The organism is Caballeronia zhejiangensis (assembly GCF_000698575.1).
GTDB lineage: Bacteria > Pseudomonadota > Gammaproteobacteria > Burkholderiales > Burkholderiaceae > Caballeronia > Caballeronia zhejiangensis.
On sequence record NZ_JFHD01000043.1, the window covers coordinates 15,367 to 36,306 of the forward strand.

19 protein-coding genes are annotated in these 20,940 nt (G+C 63.1%); 8 read left to right on the forward strand and 11 right to left on the reverse strand.

Going from position 1 to position 20,940, the window contains the following annotated elements; translation table 11 throughout:
* Nucleotides 1–447: 447 nt before the first annotated feature.
* Nucleotides 448–1,998 carry an APC family permease gene (locus tag BG60_RS31335; protein ID WP_075583595.1) on the forward strand — a complete coding sequence of 517 codons (1,551 nt, stop codon included), beginning with the start codon at nt 448–450 and terminating at the stop codon, nt 1,996–1,998.
* Nucleotides 1,999–2,055: 57 nt separating this feature from the next.
* Here the strand turns inward: BG60_RS31335 and BG60_RS31340 are convergent, their stop codons facing one another.
* From BG60_RS31340 to BG60_RS31370, 7 genes are all read right to left on the reverse strand, one after another.
* Complete coding sequence (locus BG60_RS31340; protein ID WP_034473915.1) at nt 2,056–2,841, reverse strand: DODA-type extradiol aromatic ring-opening family dioxygenase; 786 nt, start codon at nt 2,839–2,841, stop codon at nt 2,056–2,058.
* A 94-nt stretch (nt 2,842–2,935) separates the two neighbouring features.
* Nucleotides 2,936–3,538: a UbiX family flavin prenyltransferase gene (locus BG60_RS31345; RefSeq protein ID WP_034473917.1), complete on the reverse strand. Its 603-nt coding sequence runs from the start codon at nt 3,536–3,538 to the stop codon at nt 2,936–2,938.
* A gap of 11 nt (nt 3,539–3,549) precedes the next feature.
* Entirely contained in the window at nt 3,550–3,861 is a 312-nt protein-coding gene (gene grxD / locus BG60_RS31350) for a Grx4 family monothiol glutaredoxin (protein ID WP_034473919.1), read from the reverse strand.
* A gap of 73 nt (nt 3,862–3,934) precedes the next feature.
* Nucleotides 3,935–4,759: a peptide chain release factor N(5)-glutamine methyltransferase gene (gene prmC, locus BG60_RS31355; RefSeq protein WP_034473920.1), complete on the reverse strand. Its 825-nt coding sequence runs from the start codon at nt 4,757–4,759 to the stop codon at nt 3,935–3,937.
* The gene (gene prfA, locus BG60_RS31360) at nt 4,756–5,838 is read right to left on the reverse strand and encodes a peptide chain release factor 1 (protein WP_034473922.1); all 1,083 of its coding nucleotides are present in this window, start codon (nt 5,836–5,838) and stop codon (nt 4,756–4,758) included. Before prfA ends, prmC begins: the two co-directional genes overlap by 4 nt.
* Before the next feature lie 97 nt (nt 5,839–5,935).
* Nucleotides 5,936–7,231 carry a glutamyl-tRNA reductase gene (gene hemA, locus BG60_RS31365; RefSeq protein WP_008344394.1) on the reverse strand — a complete coding sequence of 432 codons (1,296 nt, stop codon included), beginning with the start codon at nt 7,229–7,231 and terminating at the stop codon, nt 5,936–5,938.
* A 188-nt stretch (nt 7,232–7,419) separates the two neighbouring features.
* Entirely contained in the window at nt 7,420–8,514 is a 1,095-nt protein-coding gene (locus BG60_RS31370) for a glycosyltransferase family 2 protein (protein ID WP_241484914.1), read from the reverse strand.
* Nucleotides 8,515–8,608: 94 nt separating this feature from the next.
* Here BG60_RS31370 and BG60_RS31375 point away from each other — a divergent pair, with 94 nt between their 5' ends.
* The 3 genes from BG60_RS31375 to BG60_RS31385 all read left to right on the forward strand — a co-directional run bounded on the left by BG60_RS31375 (nt 8,609) and on the right by BG60_RS31385 (nt 11,437).
* Entirely contained in the window at nt 8,609–8,881 is a 273-nt protein-coding gene (locus BG60_RS31375; protein ID WP_034473925.1) for a hypothetical protein, read from the forward strand.
* Between the two features lie 126 nt (nt 8,882–9,007).
* Nucleotides 9,008–10,795: an aminopeptidase P family protein gene (locus BG60_RS31380; RefSeq protein ID WP_420912059.1), complete on the forward strand. Its 1,788-nt coding sequence runs from the start codon at nt 9,008–9,010 to the stop codon at nt 10,793–10,795.
* Nucleotides 10,796–10,813: 18 nt separating this feature from the next.
* A complete protein-coding gene (locus tag BG60_RS31385; protein ID WP_034473927.1) occupies nt 10,814–11,437 on the forward strand; it encodes an HAD family hydrolase in 624 nt (207 codons plus the stop codon).
* Between the two features lie 23 nt (nt 11,438–11,460).
* Here BG60_RS31385 and BG60_RS31390 read toward each other — a convergent pair whose 3' ends face one another.
* From BG60_RS31390 to ychF, 4 genes are all read right to left on the reverse strand, one after another.
* The gene (locus BG60_RS31390; RefSeq protein WP_034473928.1) at nt 11,461–12,588 is read right to left on the reverse strand and encodes a DUF748 domain-containing protein; all 1,128 of its coding nucleotides are present in this window, start codon (nt 12,586–12,588) and stop codon (nt 11,461–11,463) included.
* A gap of 131 nt (nt 12,589–12,719) precedes the next feature.
* The gene (ettA, locus tag BG60_RS31395; protein WP_008344405.1) at nt 12,720–14,387 is read right to left on the reverse strand and encodes an energy-dependent translational throttle protein EttA; all 1,668 of its coding nucleotides are present in this window, start codon (nt 14,385–14,387) and stop codon (nt 12,720–12,722) included.
* 138 nt (nt 14,388–14,525) lie between these two features.
* Nucleotides 14,526–14,834 carry a DUF3761 domain-containing protein gene (locus tag BG60_RS31400; protein ID WP_034473930.1) on the reverse strand — a complete coding sequence of 103 codons (309 nt, stop codon included), beginning with the start codon at nt 14,832–14,834 and terminating at the stop codon, nt 14,526–14,528.
* Nucleotides 14,835–14,973: 139 nt separating this feature from the next.
* The gene (gene ychF / locus BG60_RS31405; RefSeq protein WP_034473932.1) at nt 14,974–16,068 is read right to left on the reverse strand and encodes a redox-regulated ATPase YchF; all 1,095 of its coding nucleotides are present in this window, start codon (nt 16,066–16,068) and stop codon (nt 14,974–14,976) included.
* 200 nt (nt 16,069–16,268) lie between these two features.
* Here ychF and BG60_RS31410 point away from each other — a divergent pair, with 200 nt between their 5' ends.
* The 4 genes from BG60_RS31410 (at nt 16,269) to BG60_RS31425 (ending at nt 20,933) form a co-directional block, all read left to right on the forward strand.
* The gene (locus BG60_RS31410; RefSeq protein ID WP_034473934.1) at nt 16,269–17,441 is read left to right on the forward strand and encodes a UbiH/UbiF family hydroxylase; all 1,173 of its coding nucleotides are present in this window, start codon (nt 16,269–16,271) and stop codon (nt 17,439–17,441) included.
* Between the two features lie 50 nt (nt 17,442–17,491).
* A complete protein-coding gene (locus BG60_RS31415) occupies nt 17,492–18,223 on the forward strand; it encodes a DsbC family protein (protein WP_034473936.1) in 732 nt (243 codons plus the stop codon).
* A gap of 171 nt (nt 18,224–18,394) precedes the next feature.
* Complete coding sequence (locus BG60_RS31420; RefSeq protein WP_034473949.1) at nt 18,395–20,194, forward strand: M61 family metallopeptidase; 1,800 nt, start codon at nt 18,395–18,397, stop codon at nt 20,192–20,194.
* 142 nt (nt 20,195–20,336) lie between these two features.
* Nucleotides 20,337–20,933, forward strand: a complete 597-nt coding sequence (locus BG60_RS31425; RefSeq protein ID WP_008344416.1) for an FMN-dependent NADH-azoreductase — start codon at nt 20,337–20,339, stop codon at nt 20,931–20,933.
* The last annotated feature ends 7 nt before the right edge of the window (nt 20,934–20,940 follow it).

Here is a 20,940-nt window from a genome sequence, read left to right on the forward strand (position 1 = left end):
GCGGAAAATCAAGGAAGGGGCAATGGGACCAACCGGAGTACCGTGATGGCGAACTCGAAAGAACCAATTCACTCGCCACTTGAAATCCTGCAAGAAGCTTTATACGGCGAAACGATTTCGCGGTCAATTAATATCCGACAACTCTGAAGGGATTTTTTTGAGATGCGTAAGCAAATTTTACAGCGCTTGCGCATCCGGTCTCGACTGGCTCAAGGAATCCCCGCTTTAGGGCGAACTTCTCTCCAATATGCACTGCATTCGAAAGGTGCAACCGTTAAACTACGCGCCTTCTTGACGGTTGCACCGATATCGCCGGCTGCCAGACATGGTCGTTGCTGGATCGGGCAACGGCGGCTCCGCGAGCCGTTTCTATTCCGGCAGTGCGAGATATTTGGAGGAAAAGTGACAGAGAAGTCGATTAAGCGAAACATCGGTCCGTTGGCGCTGATGCTGACGGGCCTCGGATCCATCATCGGGTCGGGGTGGCTGTTCGGTGCGTGGAAGGCGTCGCAGATCGCCGGACCCGCCGCGATTTGCGCGTGGATCATCGGTGCGGTGGTCATTCTGGCGATTGCGCTGACCTACGCCGAACTGGGCGCAACCTTTCCCGAATCCGGCGGCATGGTGCGCTACGCGCGCTATTCGCACGGCGCGCTGGTCGGATTCATCAGCGCTTGGGCGAACTGGATCGCGATCGTGTCCGTCATTCCGATCGAAGCGGAAGCGTCCATCCAGTACATGAGCACCTGGCCGTACGAATGGGCGCACGAGCTGTTCGTCGGACATACGCTCACGACTACTGGCCTGCTGTTGTCGGCCGTGCTGGTCGTCATTTACTTCCTGCTGAATTACTGGGGCGTCAAGCTGTTCGCGCGCGCGAACTCGATCATCACGATCTTCAAGTTCCTGGTGCCGGGTTTGACGATCGGCGGCCTCGTCTTCTCGGGCTTCCATTCGGAGAACTTCGGCACGGCGTCGAATTTCGCGCCGTTCGGATGGTCCGCGGTTCTCACCGCCGTGGCGACGAGCGGGATCGTGTTCAGCTTCAACGGCTTTCAGAGCCCGGTGAACCTCGCGGGCGAGGCGCGCCATCCGGCGAAAAGCATCCCGTTCGCCGTGGTCGGTTCGATCCTGATCGCGCTCGTGATCTACGTGCTGCTTCAGATCGCGTACATCGGCGCGGTGAATCCGGCGGATGTGGCGAAGGGCTGGCAGCACTTCAACTTTGCATCGCCGTTCGCGGAACTGGCGATCGCGCTCAACCTGAATTGGCTCGCCATCCTCTTGTATGTCGATGCGTTCGTCAGTCCGAGCGGCACCGGCACGACCTATATGGCCACGACCACGCGCATGATCTACGCGATGGAGCGCAACAACACGATGCCGAAGATGTTCGGCAACGTGCATCCGTTTTACGGCGTGCCGCGTCAGGCGATGTGGTTCAACCTGTTCGTGTCGTTCGTGTTCCTGTTCTTCTTCCGCGGCTGGGGCACGCTCGCGGCGGTGATCTCGGTGGCGACGGTCATCTCGTATCTCACCGGCCCGGTCAGCCTGATGGCGTTGCGCCGCGCGGCGCCGGATCTGGATCGCCCGGTCAATATTCCGCTGATGGGCCTGGTCGCGCCGTTCGCATTCGTGTGCGCGTCGCTCGTGCTGTTCTGGGCGAAGTGGCCGCTGACCGGCGAGATCATTCTGCTGATGGTCGTCGCGTTGCCGGTGTACTTCTATTTTCAGAGCAAGGTCGGTTTCGCAGGCTGGGGCCGCGATCTGAAGGCTGCTTGGTGGCTCGTGGCCTATCTGCCGTCGATGGCGGTCATGTCGCTGATCGGCAGCAAGGACTTCGGCGGAAACGGATTGCTGCCGTACGGCTGGGACATGGCGGCGGTCGCCGTGCTCGCGCTGATCTTCTATTACTGGGGCGTGCACACGGGTTATCGCACGACCTATCTCGAAGAACGCGAAAGCACCGACGACATTCTTCACGAAGTCGGCGCGTAAGCGTTTCGCCTTCGCCGAACAAAGCCCGCCTGAGCGATCAGGCGGGCTTTTTTTCGATCAGTCGTCGGTGAAGACGTAGTTGGTCATCGCGAGCGCACGCTGGAATGTGCCGAGCGACTGGATGCCGAGCCGATAATCGTCCGCCGCCGCGCCGAGCGCGCTGAACACCGGCAGCAGATGCTCGTCGGTCGGATGCATCAGCGCGGCGTGCGGCGCGCGTGCATGATAGTCGAGCAGGGCGTCGATGTCGCGTTCGGCCATGCGGCTCTCGAACCAGTCGGTGAATTCGGCCACGCGCGGATCGGCGTCTTCGGGGCGAGCGCTGAAATCGGCCATGCGCAGATTGTGCGTGATCTGCCCGGAACCGACGATCATCACGCCGTCATCGCGCAACTCGCGCAGCGCCCGGCCGATGCGGAAATGGTGCGCGGCATCGAGATGCGGCTGAATCGATAGCTGCGTGACCGGCACCTCGGCGTCGGGGAACATCAGCAGCATCGGCACCCATGCGCCGTGATCGAGCCCGTGATTCGTCGTCGCGGCGGGAATGCCTTGCGCGCCGAGCAGCGCGGCGGCGCGCTTCGCCAGATCGGGCGCGCCGGGCGCCGGATAGCGCAGTTCGTAGAGCGCGCGCGGGAAGCCGTAGAAGTCGTGGATGGTTTCCGGGCGCTCGGCCGTGCTAGCGACCGGCTGCGCCGTGCCCCAATGCGCGGACAGCATCAAAATGGCGCGGGGGCGCGGCAGCGTCTGACCGAGCGATGCGAATTCGGCGGACGGCATCGACGGGTCGATCGGCAGCGTCGGCGCGCCGTGGGAAATGAAAACGGTGGGGAGTCGGCTCATGGCGGCAAATTCCTAAGCGGTATGCCGTCAATGTAGTACCGCTAGCTTCGTTTATAAACGGTCCGGCGGGCAACGAATTGTGTCGCCGGCGTTGTCAATCCGACGCTTCGCCGCGCAGCCCGCGCCACGCGGGTGCAACCGGTTGGGCAAAGCCGAACAGATCGATGACGCGCGCGACGGTGTGATCGACCATTTCGTCGATGCTCGCGGGCTTCTGATAGAACGCCGGCAACGGCGGAAAGATCACACCGCCCATTTCGGTGACGGCCGTCATATTCCGCAGATGCGCGAGGTTGAACGGCGTTTCGCGCACAAGCAGCACCAGACGGCGACGTTCTTTCAGCACGACATCGGCGGCGCGAGTGATGAGATTGTCGGAGAGACCGTGCGCGATGCTCGCGAGCGTTCGCATCGAACAGGGCGCGACCACCATGCCGTCGGTTGCGAACGAACCCGACGCAATGGTCGCGCCGACATCGCGCACGCTGTGGACGACATCGGCGAACGCGTGGACCGCGGCTTTATCGAGTTCGAGTTCGTGCTGGATATTGAGCCAGCCGGCGCTGGAAACGAGCAGATGCGTCTCGACGCCGGACAGCCGGCGCAGCGTCTCGAGCAGACGCACGCCGTAGATGGCGCCCGTTGCGCCCGTGATCGCGACGATGAGCCGTCGTTTCGCGGCAGCGGGCGCGCTCACTTGCTAAAGACTTAAGCGGCGGCGAAAAGCTGTTGCAGTTCGCCCGATTGATACATCTCCATCATGATGTCCGAGCCGCCGATGAACTCGCCCTTCACGTAGAGCTGCGGAATGGTCGGCCAGTTGGAGAATTCCTTGATGCCCTGGCGGATTTCGTCGTCTTCGAGGACGTTCACGGTCTTGATCTGATCGACGCCGCATGCCTTGAGCACTTGGATTGCGCGGCCGGAGAAGCCGCACATCGGGAATTGCGCCGTGCCCTTCATGAAAAGGACGACCGCGTTCTGATCGACGATTTGCTTGATGCGTTCTTGCGTATCCATGGCATTCCTGCGCTTGAGATTTCGGTGAGAGTTCTCGAAATGATAGCGGATTTCGATTGCACGAGCCGGGCCGTCAGGCCGCGAACCGGCCGCCCGAGCAACGTTCGATGCCCGCGAGATCGCGCATCGAGTGCACGTCGCTGAAACCGCGTGCGGTGAGCAGCGCGCGCACCGATTCCGCCTGGTCGTAGCCGTGCTCGATCCACAGCGCGCCGTCGTGCGCGAGAAGACGCGGCGCGTTATCGACGATCGTGCGGATCGCGGACAAACCGTCGGCGTCGTCGGTGAGCGCGCCGCGCGGCTCGAAGCGCAGGTCGCCTTGTTCGAGATGCGGATCGCCGCTCGCGATATACGGCGGATTGCTGACGATCGCCTCGAACCGCAACGACGGATCGATGTTCGCGGTCCAATCGCTTTCGACGAAGGTCACGTTACCGCTCTTCAGCAGGCGCGAAGCGTTGCCGCGCGCGACATCGAGCGCGGCGCGCGACCGGTCGACGGCCCACACGCGCGCATCGGGCCGCGCGTGGGCGATCGAAATCGCGATCGCGCCGGTTCCCGTGCCGAGATCGAGCACGCGCGGGTTCGACGCATCGGCGATGGCTTCGAGCGTGAGTTCCACGAGCAACTCGGTTTCCGGCCGCGGGATCAGCACGTCGGGCGTCACCTCGAATTCGAGGCCGAAGAATTCGCGCTTGCCGATCAACTGCGCGATCGGCTCGCCGTTCGAGCGCCGCGCCGCGAGCGCCTCGAAACGCGCGACCGCGTCTTGCGGCAGCGTCTCGCGATCGCGCGTGATGAGTTCCGTGCGCCGCCAGCCGAGTACGTGCATCAAGAGAATGCGCGCTTCGAGCGGCGGCAGCGCGCACGCGCGCAATAACGCGGCGGCGTCGCTCACTCCGTTTCCCCGAGCGCCGCGAGCTGCTCCGCCTGATGCTCGGACACGAGCGCGCCGATCAGTTCGTCGAGATCGCCGTCCATGATGTACTCGAGCTTGTAGAGCGTGAGGTTGATGCGGTGATCCGTCATGCGCCCTTGCGGGAAGTTGTACGTGCGAATGCGTTCCGAACGGTCGCCCGAGCCGATCAGACTCTTGCGCGTCGCCGCTTCCTTCGCGTGCTGCTCGTGATACTGCTTGTCCTTGATGCGCGCGGCCAGCACCTTCAGCGCGCGATCCTTGTTCTTGTGCTGCGAGCGGTCATCCTGACATTCGACGACGATGCCCGTCGGCAAGTGCGTGACGCGCACCGCCGAATCCGTCTTGTTGATGTGCTGCCCGCCCGCGCCTGACGCGCGGAACGTATCGATGCGCAAATCGGCCGGATTGATGACGACTTCGCTGATCTCATCGGCTTCCGGCATCACCGCGACCGTGCACGCGGACGTATGAATGCGGCCTTGCGTTTCCGTCGCCGGAACCCGCTGCACGCGATGCCCGCCCGATTCGAACTTGAGCCGCGAATACGCGCCCTGTCCGGCGAGCCGCACGATCACTTCCTTATAGCCGCCGAGATCCGAGACGCTTTCCGACATCGTCTCGGCCGTCCAGCGATTGCGTTCCGCATAACGCAGATACATGCGCAGCAGATCGCCCGCGAACAGCGCGGATTCGTCGCCGCCCGTGCCCGCGCGAATTTCGATGAAGATGTTGCGATCGTCGTTCGGATCTTTCGGCAGAAGCATCGTCTGCAGTTCGCCTTCGATCTTCGTCATGCGCTCGCGCGCCTCGCCGATTTCCTCTTCGGCGAAATCGCGCATCGACGGATCGGAAAGCAGTTCCTGCGCGGTCGCTTCGTCGGTCAAAGCCTGTCGCCACAGAGCGTATTGCTCGACGATCGGACTGATTTCCGCGTGCTCGCGCGTGAGTTTCCGGTACTGATCCATGTCGGAAGTCACGTCTTCGCGGCTCAACAGTTCGTTGAGATCGACCAGCCGCTTTGCAAGCTGGTCGAGCTTGCCTTGCATGCTCGTTTTCATCGGACGGAGATGACGCGGTGAGCGTCAGGAAGAACTGCGATCGGAAAGCCGCCGCGTAAATCGCGGACAGCCTTTGAGAATAGCAAAGAGAAGGCCGCTAACGTTCCGACGAATCGGACGACGAGCCGTGACGGTAGAAGCCGCTCATCAGGTCGATGAGCTGGTTGCGCTCCTCGCTGCTTGCTCGGTTGAGCGCGTGCGTCGGACCGTGAATCAGCTTGTTCGTGAGCGATTGCGAGAGCGCTTCGAGCACGGCGGCGGGGTCGTCGCCGCGCGCGAGCATCTTGCGCGCGCGTTCGAGTTCGGCGCGGCGCAGCGCGTCCGCCTGCGTGTGCATGTGGCGGATGACCGGCACGATGCTGCGCGCATCGAGCCATTGCATGAAATTCGCGACGCGCGTCTCGATGATCGATTCGGCCTGCGCGACCGCCGCCTGACGCGACGCGTTGCCCTCGCGCACGATCGCACCGAGATCGTCGACGGTGTAGAGGAACACGTCGTGCAAATTGCCGACTTCCGGCTCGATATCGCGCGGCACGGCGAGATCGACCATGAAGATCGGGCGATGCCGGCGCGCGCGCACTGCACGCTCGACCGCGCCGAGACCGATGATCGGCAGCGTCGACGCCGTGCACGACACGATGATGTCGAACTCGTGCATGCGCGACGGCAATTCGGAAAGCGGAATCGCGCGGCCGTTGAAGCGGCCGGCGAGCTTCTCGCCGCGCTCCGCCGTGCGGTTCGCGACGACCAGCTCACGCGGATTCTGCGCCGCGAAATGGGTGGCGCAGAGCTCGATCATTTCGCCCGCGCCGATGAACAGCACGCGCTGGCTGGAGATATTCTCGAAGATGCGCTGCGCGAGGCGCACGGCGGCGGCGGCCATCGAGACGGATTGCGCGCCGATTTCGGTCGTCGTGCGAACTTCCTTCGCGACTGCGAACGTGCGCTGGAACAACTGATTGAGATACGTGCCGAGCGCGCCGGCTTCGGACGCGGTGCGCACCGCGTCCTTCATTTGTCCGACGATTTGCGTCTCTCCGAGCACCATCGAGTCCAGCCCCGATGCGACGCGGAACGCGTGACGCACCGCTTCCGACTGCGGCAGCGCATAGACATGCGGCGCGAGCTCGGGAACGGGGATGTTGTGGTACTTCGAGAGCCACTGGATCGCAGCTTCGCGGGCGGCGGAGTCGTCGGTGGCGCAGTAGAGTTCTGTGCGATTGCAGGTCGAGAGAATCGCCGCTTCGGGCGACGCCTTCGCGAGCGGGCCAAGCCAAATGTCCTTCAGCGCGCCCAGCGCGGGCTTCAGCTGTTCGAGCGGAAACGCCACGCGTTCGCGCAGAGCGACAGGCGCAGTGTGGTGGTTGATTCCGATCGTGAGGAGCTGCATTTTTTTGGGCTGATGCTTTGGGCCTAAGCCGATGGCCTTTCAGATAGCCCAATATTATAGCCTTTTGCGTATTTCTTCATTTATAGGTGGCATTTGGGGCGCGACCGCGCCCGAAGTGCCGAAAACGCCCGCGCAGCCGGGCGTCGAGCGGTTTGCCGGAACCAGCGTGTGGCAGAAAGCCGCGCCGGTCAGCGGAAATACTTCGCAAGCTCGAGCGCTCGCGCCTCCAGTTCCTTGATCGGCATTTCATCGGTTCGGCGCGCCATTTGCCGGTTTCGCGCGCTATGTTCTTCCTCGCACATCGCGGCGCGTGACGCGGAGTCATGATTCAGATGAAACAGCGAGGAATCCGGTCCGGCAAGTGCATGCCAACGCAGACCGAGCCGCGCGCCGCGGATGAACAGGTCGTCGTCCTCGCCGCCCCAGCCCGTGAACTGCGGATCCACGCCGCCGATACGGATGAATTCCGGGCGTTTAAAAAGGTTGATTGCGCCCGGCGTGTTGGCGTAGAGCACATTGATATCGTCCGGTAAATCGCCTTCCATGAACGGAGCGAATTCGTCGAAGTTTCCCGATTCGATAAACGTTTGGCGTCGATCGCCTGAAACATTCAGCACGCGCGAGAAGGGGCAAAGCACGTCGCTGGCATCGCCGTCCATTAATGCGTCGACGGCCGATTTCATCATGCGTGGATTGGCGATCATATCGGCATCGTGCATGCAGATAATCGGGCTTTTTGCCATTAACGCACCGAGATTGACGAGCCTCGCTTTCGGAAACGGGCCGGTATCGTGCACGAATACGTGCCGGATGCGCGAATCGCCGATCTCGGTCCAACTGAACGTGGGCGCGGCGTCCGCTTCGATCAGCCAGATGTGAAAGTCCGAATAGGTGCGGACAAGGTGGCGCAGAACGCCACGCAGGTTATCGCGCCTTTCCTGACCGGAGCCGCGATACGTGACGATCATTTCGAGACCACGCAGGGAAAGTGGATTGGCTTCAGTCATAGGAAAATGCCGCCTTTTGAAAACGTCAATTCGTCGCGTGAAAATCAGTAACGCGATTAACGAAGTGGCGATAAATGTGAGGTTCGCTTTATAAATGGCAAGAATATATATAAAGCGCAAAGATGAAAGGATTTTATCATTCGACCGAGCGGCGGAGTTTCGGAAAACTCGCATAATCTTCTCAAAAAGAAGAAGCGCGCTTTTGGTTCCCTTCGATGCGATTTCGGTACGCGCATTCCGAGCCTTGCGCTCCCCATATCCGGCCCCTAAACTCAAGCGCTACGTCGCGCCGAGGATTGCCCGAAATCATGTACATCCACCGATCTGCTCCGCTTTGCAACGAATCGACACCGATGGAGCATCGCCGCTGATGGGCTGGATCGGACTGATTTTTCTCGGTGCGGTGATCGGCGCGGCGGGCTGGTGGCTGCATCCGCTGCGCCGTGCGGGACGCGTCGCGCGCGGTCCGGCGGGCTACGTCTGGACGGCCATCGCCGCTGGCATACTGGCGACGGTTGTTGCGCGCATGCTCGGCAATATCGTCGATGTATATCACGACGGCGACACGCTCGAATGGCTCGCGTGCGCGGTCTTCGCGCTCTTCGTCGTGACGACGACTGTCGGACTGGCGGCGCGCCGCTGATCTCGATTTTGTGACGCGGGCGGGTGATCCTTGCCGCGCGTCGTGCTCTTCGCGCCCTACGCGGGCTTTCAAGCAGGTGACTTCATGAACGATCGCATTGCAGATTCAGCCATTCCGGAACCCGCCATGTTCGCGAGCCGCATCGAGTCGTTGCGCGGCCAGATGGCGCGCGAAAAGCTCGCCGCCGTGCTGATTCCATCGGCGGATCCGCATCTTTCCGAATATCTGCCGGAACGCTGGCAAGGGCGTCAGTGGCTTTCGGGCTTCACCGGCTCGGTCGGCACGCTCGTGGTGACGGCGGACTTCGCGGGCGTCTGGGTCGACAGCCGCTACTGGACGCAAGCCGAGACGCAACTCGCCGGCACCGGCATCGTGCTCATGAAGATGATGGGCGGGCAGCAGACCGCGCCGCACGTCGACTGGCTCGCTGAAAACGTCGCATCGGGCGCGACGGTCGCCGTCGACGGCACCGTGCTCGGCGTCGCAGCGGCGCGTGCACTGTCCGATGCGCTGAGTGCGCGCGGCATCGTATTACGCACCGATGTCGATCTGCTCGATGCCGTGTGGCCCGCGCGCCCCGGCTTGCCGGAGGCGGCCGTCTACGAGCATGCGGCGCCGAATGCGAGCGTCGCTCGCGCGGACAAGCTCGCGCAAGTGCGCGACGCGATGCGTGCCAAAGGCGCGCAATGGCACTTCGTTTCCACACTCGACGATCTCGCGTGGATCTTCAATCTGCGCGGCGGCGACGTGAGCTACAACCCGGTTTTCGTCGCGCACGCGCTGATCGGTCTCGACGACGCGACGATTTTCGTCGCGGACGGCAAGATTCCGGGCGCGCTCGTCGAATCGCTGTCGCGCGACAACGTGCGCGTCGCGCCGTACGCGGCCGCATCGGAATCGCTCGCGTCGCTGCCCGCGGGCGCGACGCTCCTGATCGACCCGCGCCGAATCACGCACGGCTTGCTGGAGAAAGTGCCGTCGGCGGTGAAAATCGTCGAGGCGGTGAATCCGTCGACGTTCGCGAAGTCGCGCAAGACCGCGGCGGAAGCGGAGCAGATCCGCGCGACGATGGAGCAGGACGGCGCCGCGCTCGCCGAATTCTTCGCGTGGTTCGAGGAGGCGCTGGGATGCGAGCGCATTACGGAACTGACCATCGACGAGAAGCTGACTGCCGCGCGTGCGCGCCGCCCGGGTTTCGTCACGCTGAGCTTCGGCACGATCGCGGGCTTCAACGCGAACGGCGCGATGCCGCATTACCGCGCGACGGAAGCGTCGCATGCGGTCATCGAAGGCAACGGTCTGCTGCTGATCGATTCGGGCGGCCAATATCTGAGCGGCACCACGGACATCACGCGTGTCGTGCCGATCGGCGAAATCACGGCCGAGCACAAGCGCGATTTCACCGTCGTGCTGAAGGGTACGATGGCGCTTTCGCGCGCGCGTTTTCCGCGCGGCATCCGTTCGCCGATGCTCGATTCGATCGCGCGCGCGCCGATCTGGGAAGCGGGCGCGGACTACGGCCACGGCACGGGACACGGCGTCGGCTATTTCCTGAACGTGCACGAAGGCCCGCAAGTAATTTCGCACTACGCGCCCGCCGAACCGTGGACGGCGATGGAAGAGGGCATGATCACGTCGGTCGAGCCGGGCATTTATCGGCCGGGCAAGTGGGGCATCCGCATCGAGAATCTCGTGATGAACCAGGCGGCGGGCAAGACCGAATTCGGCGATTTCCTCGAATTTGAAACGCTGACGCTTTGTCCGATCGACGCGCGCTGCATCGATGTGTCGTTGCTGCGCGAAGACGAACGCGCGTGGCTCAACGCGTATCACGAAACCGTGCGGCGCCGCGTGTCGCCGCATGTGACGGGCAAGGCGCTGGCATGGCTCGAAGAGCGGACCAAGGCGATCTGACCCACGGAGCAGCGAGCAATGACCATCAAGGCAGTCGTATTCGATTTCGGCGGCGTGCTGATCGACTGGAATCGCGAATATCTCTACAAGCATCTGATTCCAGACGACACCGAGCGCCGCTGGTTCCTCGACAACGTCTGCAAGATGGAATGGGTCGTGCAACAGGACGGCGGGCAGACCATCGAGGACGGCACCGCCGAACTGATCGCCGTCTATCCCGAGCAAGAAGCGCTGATCCGCGCGTTCTACGCACGCTGGCCGGAAATGGTGTCCGGCGTGCTGGAAGAGGGCGTGGCGCTCGTCGACCGGCTCGAAGCGGCGGGCGTGCCGCTCTTCGGCCTCACGAACTGGTCGGCGGAGACGTTTCCGTATGCGTGGGAACGCTTCGACGTCTTGCGGAAGTTTCGCGAGATCGTCGTGTCAGGGCGCGTGGGCCTCGTGAAGCCTGATCCGCAGATTTTCGGTTTGATGCGCGCGGAAATCGAACGGCATCTGCCGGGCGTTCAGCCGAAAGAACTCGTGTTCATCGACGACAACCCGATGAACGCGCAAGCCGCGACGGCGCTCGGCTGGCACGGCGTTCACTACACCGGCGCGCTGGAAACCGAAACGAAGCTGCGCGCGCTGAATCTGCCGATCTGAAAGTAAAGCGAGAAGGCGACGCGCTATTGCCCGAGCAGGTTCTTCAGCGCGTTGCCGATTCCCCGAACCGTATCGCCCGCGCCGCGCGCGACGCCTTCAGCGCTGACGCCCAGCGCCTTCGCGAATCCCGCCGCGAGCTTCTTCGACAGACTCTCGCTCAGCGAAAATTTCGGATCGCGCAGATCGCCTTCGAGCGTGAAGTCGAGCTTGATCTGTTCCTTGCGGTCTTTGAGCGCGGCGATCGCGGCTTTCGTCGGAATCGAGAGAAAGGTGTCGAGCGCGTTGCCGGTATCGCTGATCTGCAGATGATTCAGCGTCAACGTGCCGGGCGCGTGAATGCGGTAATTCTTCACGGTTGCATCGATCGTCATGTCGATGGTGCCGCCTGTCACCGCCGCCTTTGCGCCGGCCTTCTTCAGCAGATACGGATCGAGCGTCGCGACATCGACGTTGCGCAGCGTCGCGCGCGTCTGCGAATCCTTGTTGGCGATGATCATCCAGCCGCCCCACGTGACGTTGCCCGTGTGCGACGGACCTTTGATGGAACCGGTCATCGAAAGCTCGGTGCGCTCGGTGAGCGCGGGCAGATGCAGATGATCGACAGTGGCGCGCGCATCGCCGATCAGCACGCGATACGGCGGGTTCGGCACGGAGCCGTCGAAGAACTCCATCGAGCCGCGCTCGAACGACACGCGATCGATGATTTTTTCTTCTTGCGCGTGCTCCTGACGTTCCTTGCTGTCGGGCCGGGCGTCGGCTTCGCGCGCGGTTTCCTTGAGGCCGGGCAGGATGCGTACGCGGCCATCGGCGGAGCGGACGATCGACAGATAGTAGTTGTCGACGCTCACGCTGCGCAGATGAATCGGCCTCGAGATGAGCGATTGCATGTCGACGTCGAGCACGATGCGCTCCGCGCGCATCGCGTCGCCGGCTGGCCAGTCTTTCGGGCCGCGCAGCCGCACGCGCGAGAGCGTGACGTGCCCGAAGCCGACGTCGATCTCTTCCACCGAACCGTTCGGGCCGAGCGTCTCGAGGATCCGCTCTTTCATCTGATGGACGACGAAAAACCAGCCGCCGATCACCACGACGACGAGCGCCACGACGATTCCGATTGCCCAAAGCGCTCCCCGCCGCGCGCTCGATCCCGCCATCTGCGTGTGTCTCCGTGTCGGCTTACTGGAAAGCGTCGCTCGAAAAAGTAAGTGGCGACTGCGCCCTACACAGTCGCCACTTTTACGCCTGATGTCGGTGCGCGCCCCCGCATAGGCTCTTTCGTCAGACGTTAGCGCGTGATCGGCTTGTAGCGCAGACGCTTGGGCTTCGCGGCTTCCTCGCCGAGACGCTTGCGCTTGTCGGCCTCGTATTCCTGATAGTTGCCGTCGAAGAATTCGACGTGCGAATCGCCCTCGAACGCGAGGATGTGCGTCGCGATGCGGTCGAGGAACCAGCGGTCGTGCGAAATCACCATCACGGAGCCGGCGAATTCGAGCAGCGCGTCTTCGAGCGCGCGCAGCGTTTCGACGTCGAGGTCGTTCGACGGTTCGTCGAGCAGCAGCACGTTGCCGCCCGCGATGAGCGTCTTCGCCAGATGCAGACGTCCGCGCTCGCCGCCGGACAGATTGCCGACGAGTTTCTGCTGATCGCTGCCCTTGAAGTTGAAGCGGCCGATATACGCGCGCGACGGCGTTTCGTATTTGCCGACCGTGAGGACGTCGGCGCCGCCGGAGATTTCCTCGAAGACGGTCTTGTCGGCGGCGAGCGCATCGCGGCTCTGATCGACGTACGCGAGCTTGACCGTCGGTCCCTTGACGATTTCGCCCGAATCCGGCTGCTCCTTGCCGGTCAGCATGCGGAAGAGCGTGGACTTACCCGCGCCGTTCGGCCCGATGATGCCGACGATCGCGCCCGCCGGAATCTTCATGTTGAGGTTGTCGATGAGCAGGCGGTCGCCATACGCCTTGCTGACGTTCTTGAACTCGATGACTTCATTGCCGAGGCGATCGCCGACCGGAATGAAGATTTCCTGCGTTTCGTTGCGCTTCTGGTATTCCTGGCTGTTGAGTTCCTCGAATCGCGCGATACGCGCCTTCGATTTCGCCTGACGTCCCTTCGGATTCTGCCGCACCCATTCGAGTTCTTTCTTGATCGCCTTCTGACGCGCGGATTCGCTCGCCTCTTCCTGCTTCAGGCGGTCTTCCTTCTGATCGAGCCAGCTCGAATAGTTGCCCTTCCACGGAATGCCGTGTCCGCGGTCGAGTTCGAGAATCCATTCGGCGGCGTTATCGAGGAAGTAGCGATCGTGCGTCACCGCGACGACGGTGCCCGGATAGCGCGTCAGAAACTGTTCGAGCCATTCGACGGATTCGGCGTCGAGGTGGTTGGTCGGTTCGTCGAGGAGCAGCATGTCGGGCTTTTGCAGCAGCAGCTTGCACAGCGCGACGCGACGCTTTTCGCCGCCCGACAGATGTTCGATTTTCGCGTCCCACGCGGGCAGGCGCAGCGCGTCGGCGGCGACTTCGAGTTGCTGCTCGGGGCTGCCGCCATCGCTCGTCGAGAGGATGGCTTCGTACTTCGCCTGTTCGGCGGCGAGGGCGTCGAAATCGGCGTCGGGTTCGGCGTAGGCGGCGTAGATTTCGTCGAGCTTCTTTTGCGCCAGGAAGACATCGCCGAGACCTTCTTCGACGGCTTCACGCACGGTCTGCTGCGGATCGAGCTGCGGCTCCTGCGGCAGATAGCCGATGTTCAGATTGGGCATCGGCGTGGCTTCGCCTTCGATGTCCTTGTCGACGCCCGCCATGATGCGGATGAGCGTCGATTTGCCGGAACCGTTCAGGCCGAGCAGACCGATTTTGGCGCCGGGGAAGAACGAAAGGGAGATGTCTTTCAGGATCTGACGCTTCGGCGGGACGATCTTGCCGACGCGGTTCATGGTGAAGACGTATTGGGCCATATTGTCCTAGCTGGATGGATGAATGCGGGGCGCCCGGTTCGGCGCGCGAGGATGTTCGGTGGCGCGGATTCGCGCGTTCCCGCCGTGGCGTTTCGCGCAGGCGGGATTAGGTGGCATTGTACTTCGCGGTGGAGGCGGTCATTGCCAGGCGGCTACGCCCCCGTGCCGCGAGCATGTGCCGCTGTGATGCTGGCTGAAGCTGTAGGAGCCGTCGCGGCATTGCGCGGTCGCGCCCGCGGGGACAGCGCCGGAGCGCGTGCGCGCGGGCGAGTGGACGACGTCGCCGTCGCGGTTGACGTAATGACCGTGGTTGTCGAGATCGGACTCGTCGGGCTGCGGTTGATACTGGTACGGGTTGCCGCGATAGGCGAAGGCGTCGGACGTTGCGAGCAAGCTCGCCGCGATCAGCGTGAAAGCTGTGAATGCGCGCAGTGCGTGTCTCTGCATCTTGTGGTTATGTCTCGTTGTTTTTGTCGATCGCAGCGTTGCTGCGTTGTCTCGTCCGCGCAAGAAAAAAGCGGAGTGTCCATGAAAAGACACTCCGCTTCGCGAGGCAAGCCGCTTTGACGTTTCTTTACGTCGCGCGTCAGACGTTAAACAAGAAATTCATGACATCCCCGTCGTGCACGACATACTCCTTCCCTTCGGCGCGCATCTTCCCGGCTTCCTTCGCCCCTTGCTCGCCCTTATAAGCGATGTAGTCATCGAACGAGATGGTCTGCGCGCGAATGAACCCGCGCTCGAAATCCGTGTGAATGGCACCCGCCGCCTGGGGCGCCGTATCGCCGATATGAATCGTCCACGCGCGCACTTCCTTCACGCCCGCCGTGAAGTACGTCTGCAGGCCGAGCAGCTTGAAACCCGCGCGAATCACGCGATTCAAGCCCGGCTCGTCCATGCCCATGTCGGCGAGGAATTCGAGCTTGTCCGCATCGTCGAGATCGGCGATTTCCGCTTCGATCGCCGCGCACACCGCGACCACCGGCGCGTTTTCCGCTTCCGCATGCTTGCGCACCGCGTCGAGATGCGGGTTGTTCTCGAAGCCGTCGTCCTTCACGTTCGCGACGTACATCGTCGGCTTGGACGTGATCAGGCAGAACGGCTTGATGAGCAGCAGTTCTTCTTCCGTCAGCGAAAGGCCGCGCACCGGCTTCGCCTGATCGAGCTGCGCGCGCACTTTTTCCAGCACGGCGACGAGCTTGATCGCTTCCTTGTCGTTGCCCGACTTCGCCGCCTTCGAATAGCGCGCCTGCGCTTTTTCGACCGTCGCCAGGTCAGCGAGCGCGAGTTCCGTGTTGATAACTTCGATATCCGCGATCGGATCGATCTGGCCCGCGACGTGGATCACGTTCTCGTCCTCGAAGCAGCGCACGACGTGCGTGATCGCGTCGGTTTCGCGGATGTTCGCGAGGAACTGATTGCCGAGGCCTTCGCCTTTCGACGCACCGGCGACGAGCCCCGCGATATCGACGAATTCGACGACCGCCGGCAGGATGCGCTCGGGCTTCACGATTTCGGCGAGCGCGGTGAGGCGCGCGTCCGGCACTTCGACGACGCCGACGTTCGGCTCGATCGTGCAGAACGGATAGTTTTCGGCGGCAATGCCCGCCTTGGTCAACGCATTGAAAAGAGTGGACTTGCCGACATTAGGCAAGCCGACGATGCCGCATTGGAGGCTCATGGAATCCTTCGAACTGGTAAGACGGCGCGGGCCGCGCGGGTTTCGTCAAAAATGGTGCGCAATGAGCGGGCGAGAACCGCCCGCCACGCTACGGCCGCGTGCGGCGGCCAGGCAAACCGCTATTGTACCGCCGCACCGTCGCGGGCAAGCGCCGCCGCCGGCTCGCAAACCCGTTCGAACCCCACGGCTATAATGCCCGGATGACTCCGCATCCACTGAAATTTCACGCTATCGTCGTCGGCGGCGGGCTCGTCGGCAAGACGGCGGCGCTCGCGCTCGCGCAATCCGGGCTGCGCACCGCGCTCGTCGCGTCGCGCGCGGCTGGCCTGCCGCCGGGCGCGGCGTTCGATTCGCGCATCTACGCGCTGTCGTCGAGCTCGCAGGCGCTGCTGGAGCGTCTGCGCGTCTGGCAGGCGCTCGATCGTTCGCGGCTCGGTCCCGTCTTCGACATGCGCGTGTTCGGCGATGCCCACGCGGAATTGCACTTCTCGGCGTTTCAGGCGTCGGTGCCGCAGCTCGCGTGGATCGTGGAATCGTCGCTGATCGAGCAATCGCTCGATGCCGCGTTGCGCTTTTCGCCGAGTCTTTCGTGGTTCGAATCGCGCGCGCAGGGCATGACGGTCGAAGCCGACGCCGCGCACATTGCGCTCGCGAGCGGCGAAATGCTGGAGACGGATCTGATCGTCGGCGCGGACGGCGCGCATTCGTGGGTGCGCGCGCAAATGGGCGCGAAGATGAATCGGCGCGATTATCGGCAGACGGGCGTCGTCGCCAATTTCAAGGCCGAAAAGCCGCACGGCGAAACGGCGTACCAATGGTTCCGCGATACCGAAATCATCGCGCTCTTGCCGCTGCCGGGCGATCACGTTTCGCTCGTGTGGTCCGCGCGCACCGAACACGCCGACGAACTGCTCGCGCTCGATCCGGCGCAACTCGCCGCGCAAGTCGAAACGGCAACGCAAAACCAGCTCGGCACGCTCGATTGCGTGACGCCGGCGCAAGGCTTTCCGCTCGGGCTGCAAACCGTCGACAAACTCGTCGCGCCGCGTGTTGCGCTCGTCGGCGATGCCGCGCATCTGATTCATCCGCTCGCGGGGCAGGGCATGAACCTCGGCCTGCGCGACGTCGCCGCGCTCGCGGACGTCATCGCGAACAAGGAGTCGTTCCGCGATCTCGGCGATCCGATCCTCCTTCGCCGATACGAACGCGCGCGCCGTGAAGACATCCAGAAGCTCATGTTCGCGACCGACGGCCTGCAGCGGCTTTTCGCCGTGCCGGGTACGCTCGCGCGCGCGGTCCGCAACACCGGCATGGCGTTCGTCGGCGCGCAGCCGCTCATCAAGCGCTGGCTCGTCTCGGCGGCGCTCGGCTGAAACAATCTCACTTTCTCGGGCGCGATGCCGCACGACTCACAGGAAACCGCATGAAAACCACCCTCAGACTGGCCCTGGCGACGGCCGCGGCGCTCGCCGTGACGCTCGGCGTCGGCTGTTCGGCGCAGGCCGATCAGACCACCGACAAGCTCAAGTCGGCGCTCGAATCGCGCATGGGCGACGCGACCATCAAGAGCATCGAAAAGACGCCGATTCCCGGTCTCTACGAGGTGAATCTCGGCTCGCAGATCGTGTATAGCGACGCGAGCGGCAATTACGTGCTGATCGGCGATCTCGTCGATACACGGAACAGCAAGAACCTGACCGAGGCGCGGCTTGCCGAAACCAACAAGATCGACTTCGCGAAGCTGCCGTTCGAGAACGCGGTGAAGGTCGTGAAGGGCAACGGCAGCCGCAAGATCGCGGTCTTTTCCGATCCGAACTGCCCGTACTGCAAGCAACTCGAATCGACGCTGAAGTCGATCGACAACGTGACGGTCTACACCTTCCTGTATCCGGTGCTCTCGCCCGATTCGACGGCCAAGTCGAAGTCGATCTGGTGCGCGCAGGATCGCGGTGTGTCGTGGGAAAGCTGGATGCTCGATCACAAGGCGCCGACCGCGTCGGCATCGTGCGATACGACCGCCATCGACAAGAATCTAAAGCTCGGCCGCGCGATGAACGTCACCGGCACGCCGACCGTATTCCTCGCCGATGGCCGGCGTCTGCCAGGCGCCGTGCCCGCCGACCGGCTCGAAAAGGAACTGTCCGCCGTGCGCTGAGCGCGGTCCGAAACGAAGAAGGGAGGCGCGTCATGCGCCTCCTGTGTTTTTACGGCCTTGCTTTTCCGAAAGCGCAGCGTAAACAAGCAAGGCGCCGGGCGCGGTTCGTTCAAGATCGACGCGCCCAGAACAAGAACAAAGGACATCGAGATGACTACGCTTTTGCAAACGGTGCAGCCCGTCCGCTACCGCATCGTTCCGAAAAATCCCGCCGCGCATCTCTTCGAAGTGACGCTGACCGTAGCCGTTCCCGATCCGGCCGGCCAGCGCTTCATGCTGCCGGTCTGGATTCCGGGCAGCTACATGATCCGCGAATTCGCACGCAACATCGTGACGCTGCAGGCGTTCAACGCGGCGGGCCGCAAGATCGCCATCGAAAAGATCGACAAGCACGCGTGGCAAGCCGCGCCGACCGACGGCCCGATCACGCTGCGCTACGAGGTCTACGCGTGGGACATGTCGGTGCGCGCCGCGCATCTCGACGACACCGTCGGCTTCTTCAACGGCACGAGCACGTTCCTCGCGGTGGAAGGGCAGTCGGGCGCGCCGTGCGTCGTCGATATCGAACCGCCGCAGGGCGGCGCGTATCGCAACTGGCGCGTCGCGACGGCGCTTTCAGATGCGCGCGGCACGAAGCGCTACGGTTTCGGCGGCTATGAAGCGGCGAATTACGACGAACTCGTCGACCATCCGGTCACGCTCGGCGAATTTGCGCTCGGCAGTTTCAGCGCGCACGGCGTGAAGCACGACATCGTGATTTCGGGGCGCGTCGTCAATCTCGATATGAACCGGCTCGCCGCCGACCTGAAGCGCGTCTGCGAAGCGCAGATCGCGCTCTTTGAGCCGCGCACGAAGAAAGCGCCGATGGATCGCTACGTGTTCATGACCGTCGCCGTCAGCGATGGTTACGGCGGGCTGGAGCATCGCGCATCGACGGCGCTCATCTGCAATCGCACGGATCTGCCGGTGCAGGGCCGCCCGGAAACGACCGAGGGTTATCGCACGTATCTCGGCCTGTGCAGCCACGAGTATTTCCATACGTGGAACGTGAAGCGGATCAAGCCGGCGACGTTCGCGCCGTACGATCTGTCGCAGGAAAATTACACGACGCTCTTGTGGCTCTTCGAAGGCTTCACGTCGTACTACGACGATCTGATGCTCGTGCGCAGCGGCCTGATTTCCGCCGGCGATTATTTCAGTCTGCTCGGCAAGACGATCGGCGGCGTGCTGCGCGGCTCCGGGCGGTTCAAGCAATCGGTCGCGCAAAGCTCGTTCGACGCCTGGGTGAAGTACTACCGCGCCGACGAAAACGCGTCGAACGCGATCGTCAGCTATTACCAGAAAGGCTCGCTCGTCGCGCTGGCGTTCGATCTGTCGATTCGCGCGCAGACCGACAACCGCAAGTCGCTCGACGACGTGATGCGTCTGCTTTGGCAGCGCTACGGTCGCGAGTTTTACAACGGCAAGGGGCGCGGCATTGCGGAGGAAGACGTCGAGGCGCTTTTCGCCGAAGCGACCGGCGCTGACCTGCGCTCGCTGTTCCGCGACGGCGTGCGCGGCACGCGCGATTTGCCGCTCGATGCGCTTTTCGAGCCGTTCGGCATCGCGCTCGCCCCCGATCTCCCGGGCAACGGCGCGGCGGTCAAGCCGTCGCTCGGCGCGCGCGTGCGTGGCGGCGCGGATTGCACGCTGGCCGTCGTCCACGAAGGCAGCGCGGCGCAGAAGGCGGGATTGTCGGCGGGCGATGTGCTCGTCGCGATCGACGGACTGCGCGTCAACGGCTCGAATCTCGATGCGCTGCTGTCGCGTTATCTGCCGGGCGCGAAAGTGGAGGTGCACGCGTTCCGTCGCGACGAGTTGCGCCGCACCGAGGTCAAGCTGGACGGACCGGAAGTCGCGCGTTACGTGCTGACGGCCATCGACGGTCGGGGTCCGTCGAAACAATGGCGCGAGCGCTGGCTGAAAGGCTGATTGCCGGAATATGTGGCGGATTGTTCTATCGGTGCAACGATCCGTCACGATCTGACGGCTTTTTCCCGAAGGTCGAAATGAGAAGAATGCTTCCTAACGGGACGCCGAGTGCGCCCGAACCTCTCAGAGACAGGAAGCCATCATGACGACGATTCTCCAGATCAACTCCGCCGCCCGTTCGCAAGGCGCTCAATCGACGCTGCTCGCCGACGAACTGACCGCGAAACTGCAACAAAGCAATCCGGGCGCGAAGGTGGTCGTGCGCAATCTGCTGGGCGACGCGCTGCCGCATCTCGACGACGCCACGCTCGGCGCGTTCTTCACGCCCGCCGATCAGCGCACTGCGGAGCAAGCCGCGATCAACGCGAAGAGCGAAGCGCTGATCGCCGAGCTGCAAGCCGCGGATATCGTCGTAATCGCAGCGCCGCTGTACAACTTCGGCATCTCGTCGCAACTGAAGACGTATTTCGACTGGATCGCGCGTGCGGGCATCACGTTCAGCTACACCGCGAATGGTCCGGAAGGTCTCGTGAAGGGCAAGAAGGTGTACGTGGTGTCGGCGCGCGGCGGCAAGTACGCAGGCACGCCGAACGATTCGCAGACGCCGTTCCTCAAGACGTTCCTCGGCTTCCTCGGCATGACGGACGTGAACTTCATCTACGCCGAAGGCCTGAACATGGGACCGGAAGCGGCTGGCGCGGCACTCGCGTCGGCGCGTGAGGCGATCGCAGCGGTTTAAGCGCTTT

Excerpts from the sequence above, each read along its gene's own strand:
- BG60_RS31340 (WP_034473915.1), bottom strand. The coding sequence starts at position 2,841 with ATGAGCCGACTCCCCACCGTTTTCATTTCCCACGGCGCGCCGACGCTG.
- BG60_RS31425 (WP_008344416.1), top strand. The coding sequence starts at position 20,337 with ATGACGACGATTCTCCAGATCAACTCCGCCGCCCGTTCGCAAGGCGCT.
- BG60_RS31410 (WP_034473934.1), top strand. The coding sequence starts at position 16,269 with ATGACTCCGCATCCACTGAAATTTCACGCTATCGTCGTCGGCGGCGGG.
- grxD (WP_034473919.1), bottom strand. The coding sequence starts at position 3,861 with ATGGATACGCAAGAACGCATCAAGCAAATCGTCGATCAGAACGCGGTC.
- BG60_RS31335 (WP_075583595.1), top strand. The coding sequence starts at position 448 with ATGCTGACGGGCCTCGGATCCATCATCGGGTCGGGGTGGCTGTTCGGT.
- BG60_RS31415 (WP_034473936.1), top strand. The coding sequence starts at position 17,492 with ATGAAAACCACCCTCAGACTGGCCCTGGCGACGGCCGCGGCGCTCGCC.
- prfA (WP_034473922.1), bottom strand. The coding sequence starts at position 5,838 with ATGAAAACGAGCATGCAAGGCAAGCTCGACCAGCTTGCAAAGCGGCTG.
- BG60_RS31375 (WP_034473925.1), top strand. The coding sequence starts at position 8,609 with ATGGGCTGGATCGGACTGATTTTTCTCGGTGCGGTGATCGGCGCGGCG.
- BG60_RS31400 (WP_034473930.1), bottom strand. The coding sequence starts at position 14,834 with ATGCAGAGACACGCACTGCGCGCATTCACAGCTTTCACGCTGATCGCG.
- ychF (WP_034473932.1), bottom strand. The coding sequence starts at position 16,068 with ATGAGCCTCCAATGCGGCATCGTCGGCTTGCCTAATGTCGGCAAGTCC.
- hemA (WP_008344394.1), bottom strand. The coding sequence starts at position 7,231 with ATGCAGCTCCTCACGATCGGAATCAACCACCACACTGCGCCTGTCGCT.
- BG60_RS31385 (WP_034473927.1), top strand. The coding sequence starts at position 10,814 with ATGACCATCAAGGCAGTCGTATTCGATTTCGGCGGCGTGCTGATCGAC.
- BG60_RS31380 (WP_420912059.1), top strand. The coding sequence starts at position 9,008 with ATGTTCGCGAGCCGCATCGAGTCGTTGCGCGGCCAGATGGCGCGCGAA.
- ettA (WP_008344405.1), bottom strand. The coding sequence starts at position 14,387 with ATGGCCCAATACGTCTTCACCATGAACCGCGTCGGCAAGATCGTCCCG.
- BG60_RS31390 (WP_034473928.1), bottom strand. The coding sequence starts at position 12,588 with ATGGCGGGATCGAGCGCGCGGCGGGGAGCGCTTTGGGCAATCGGAATC.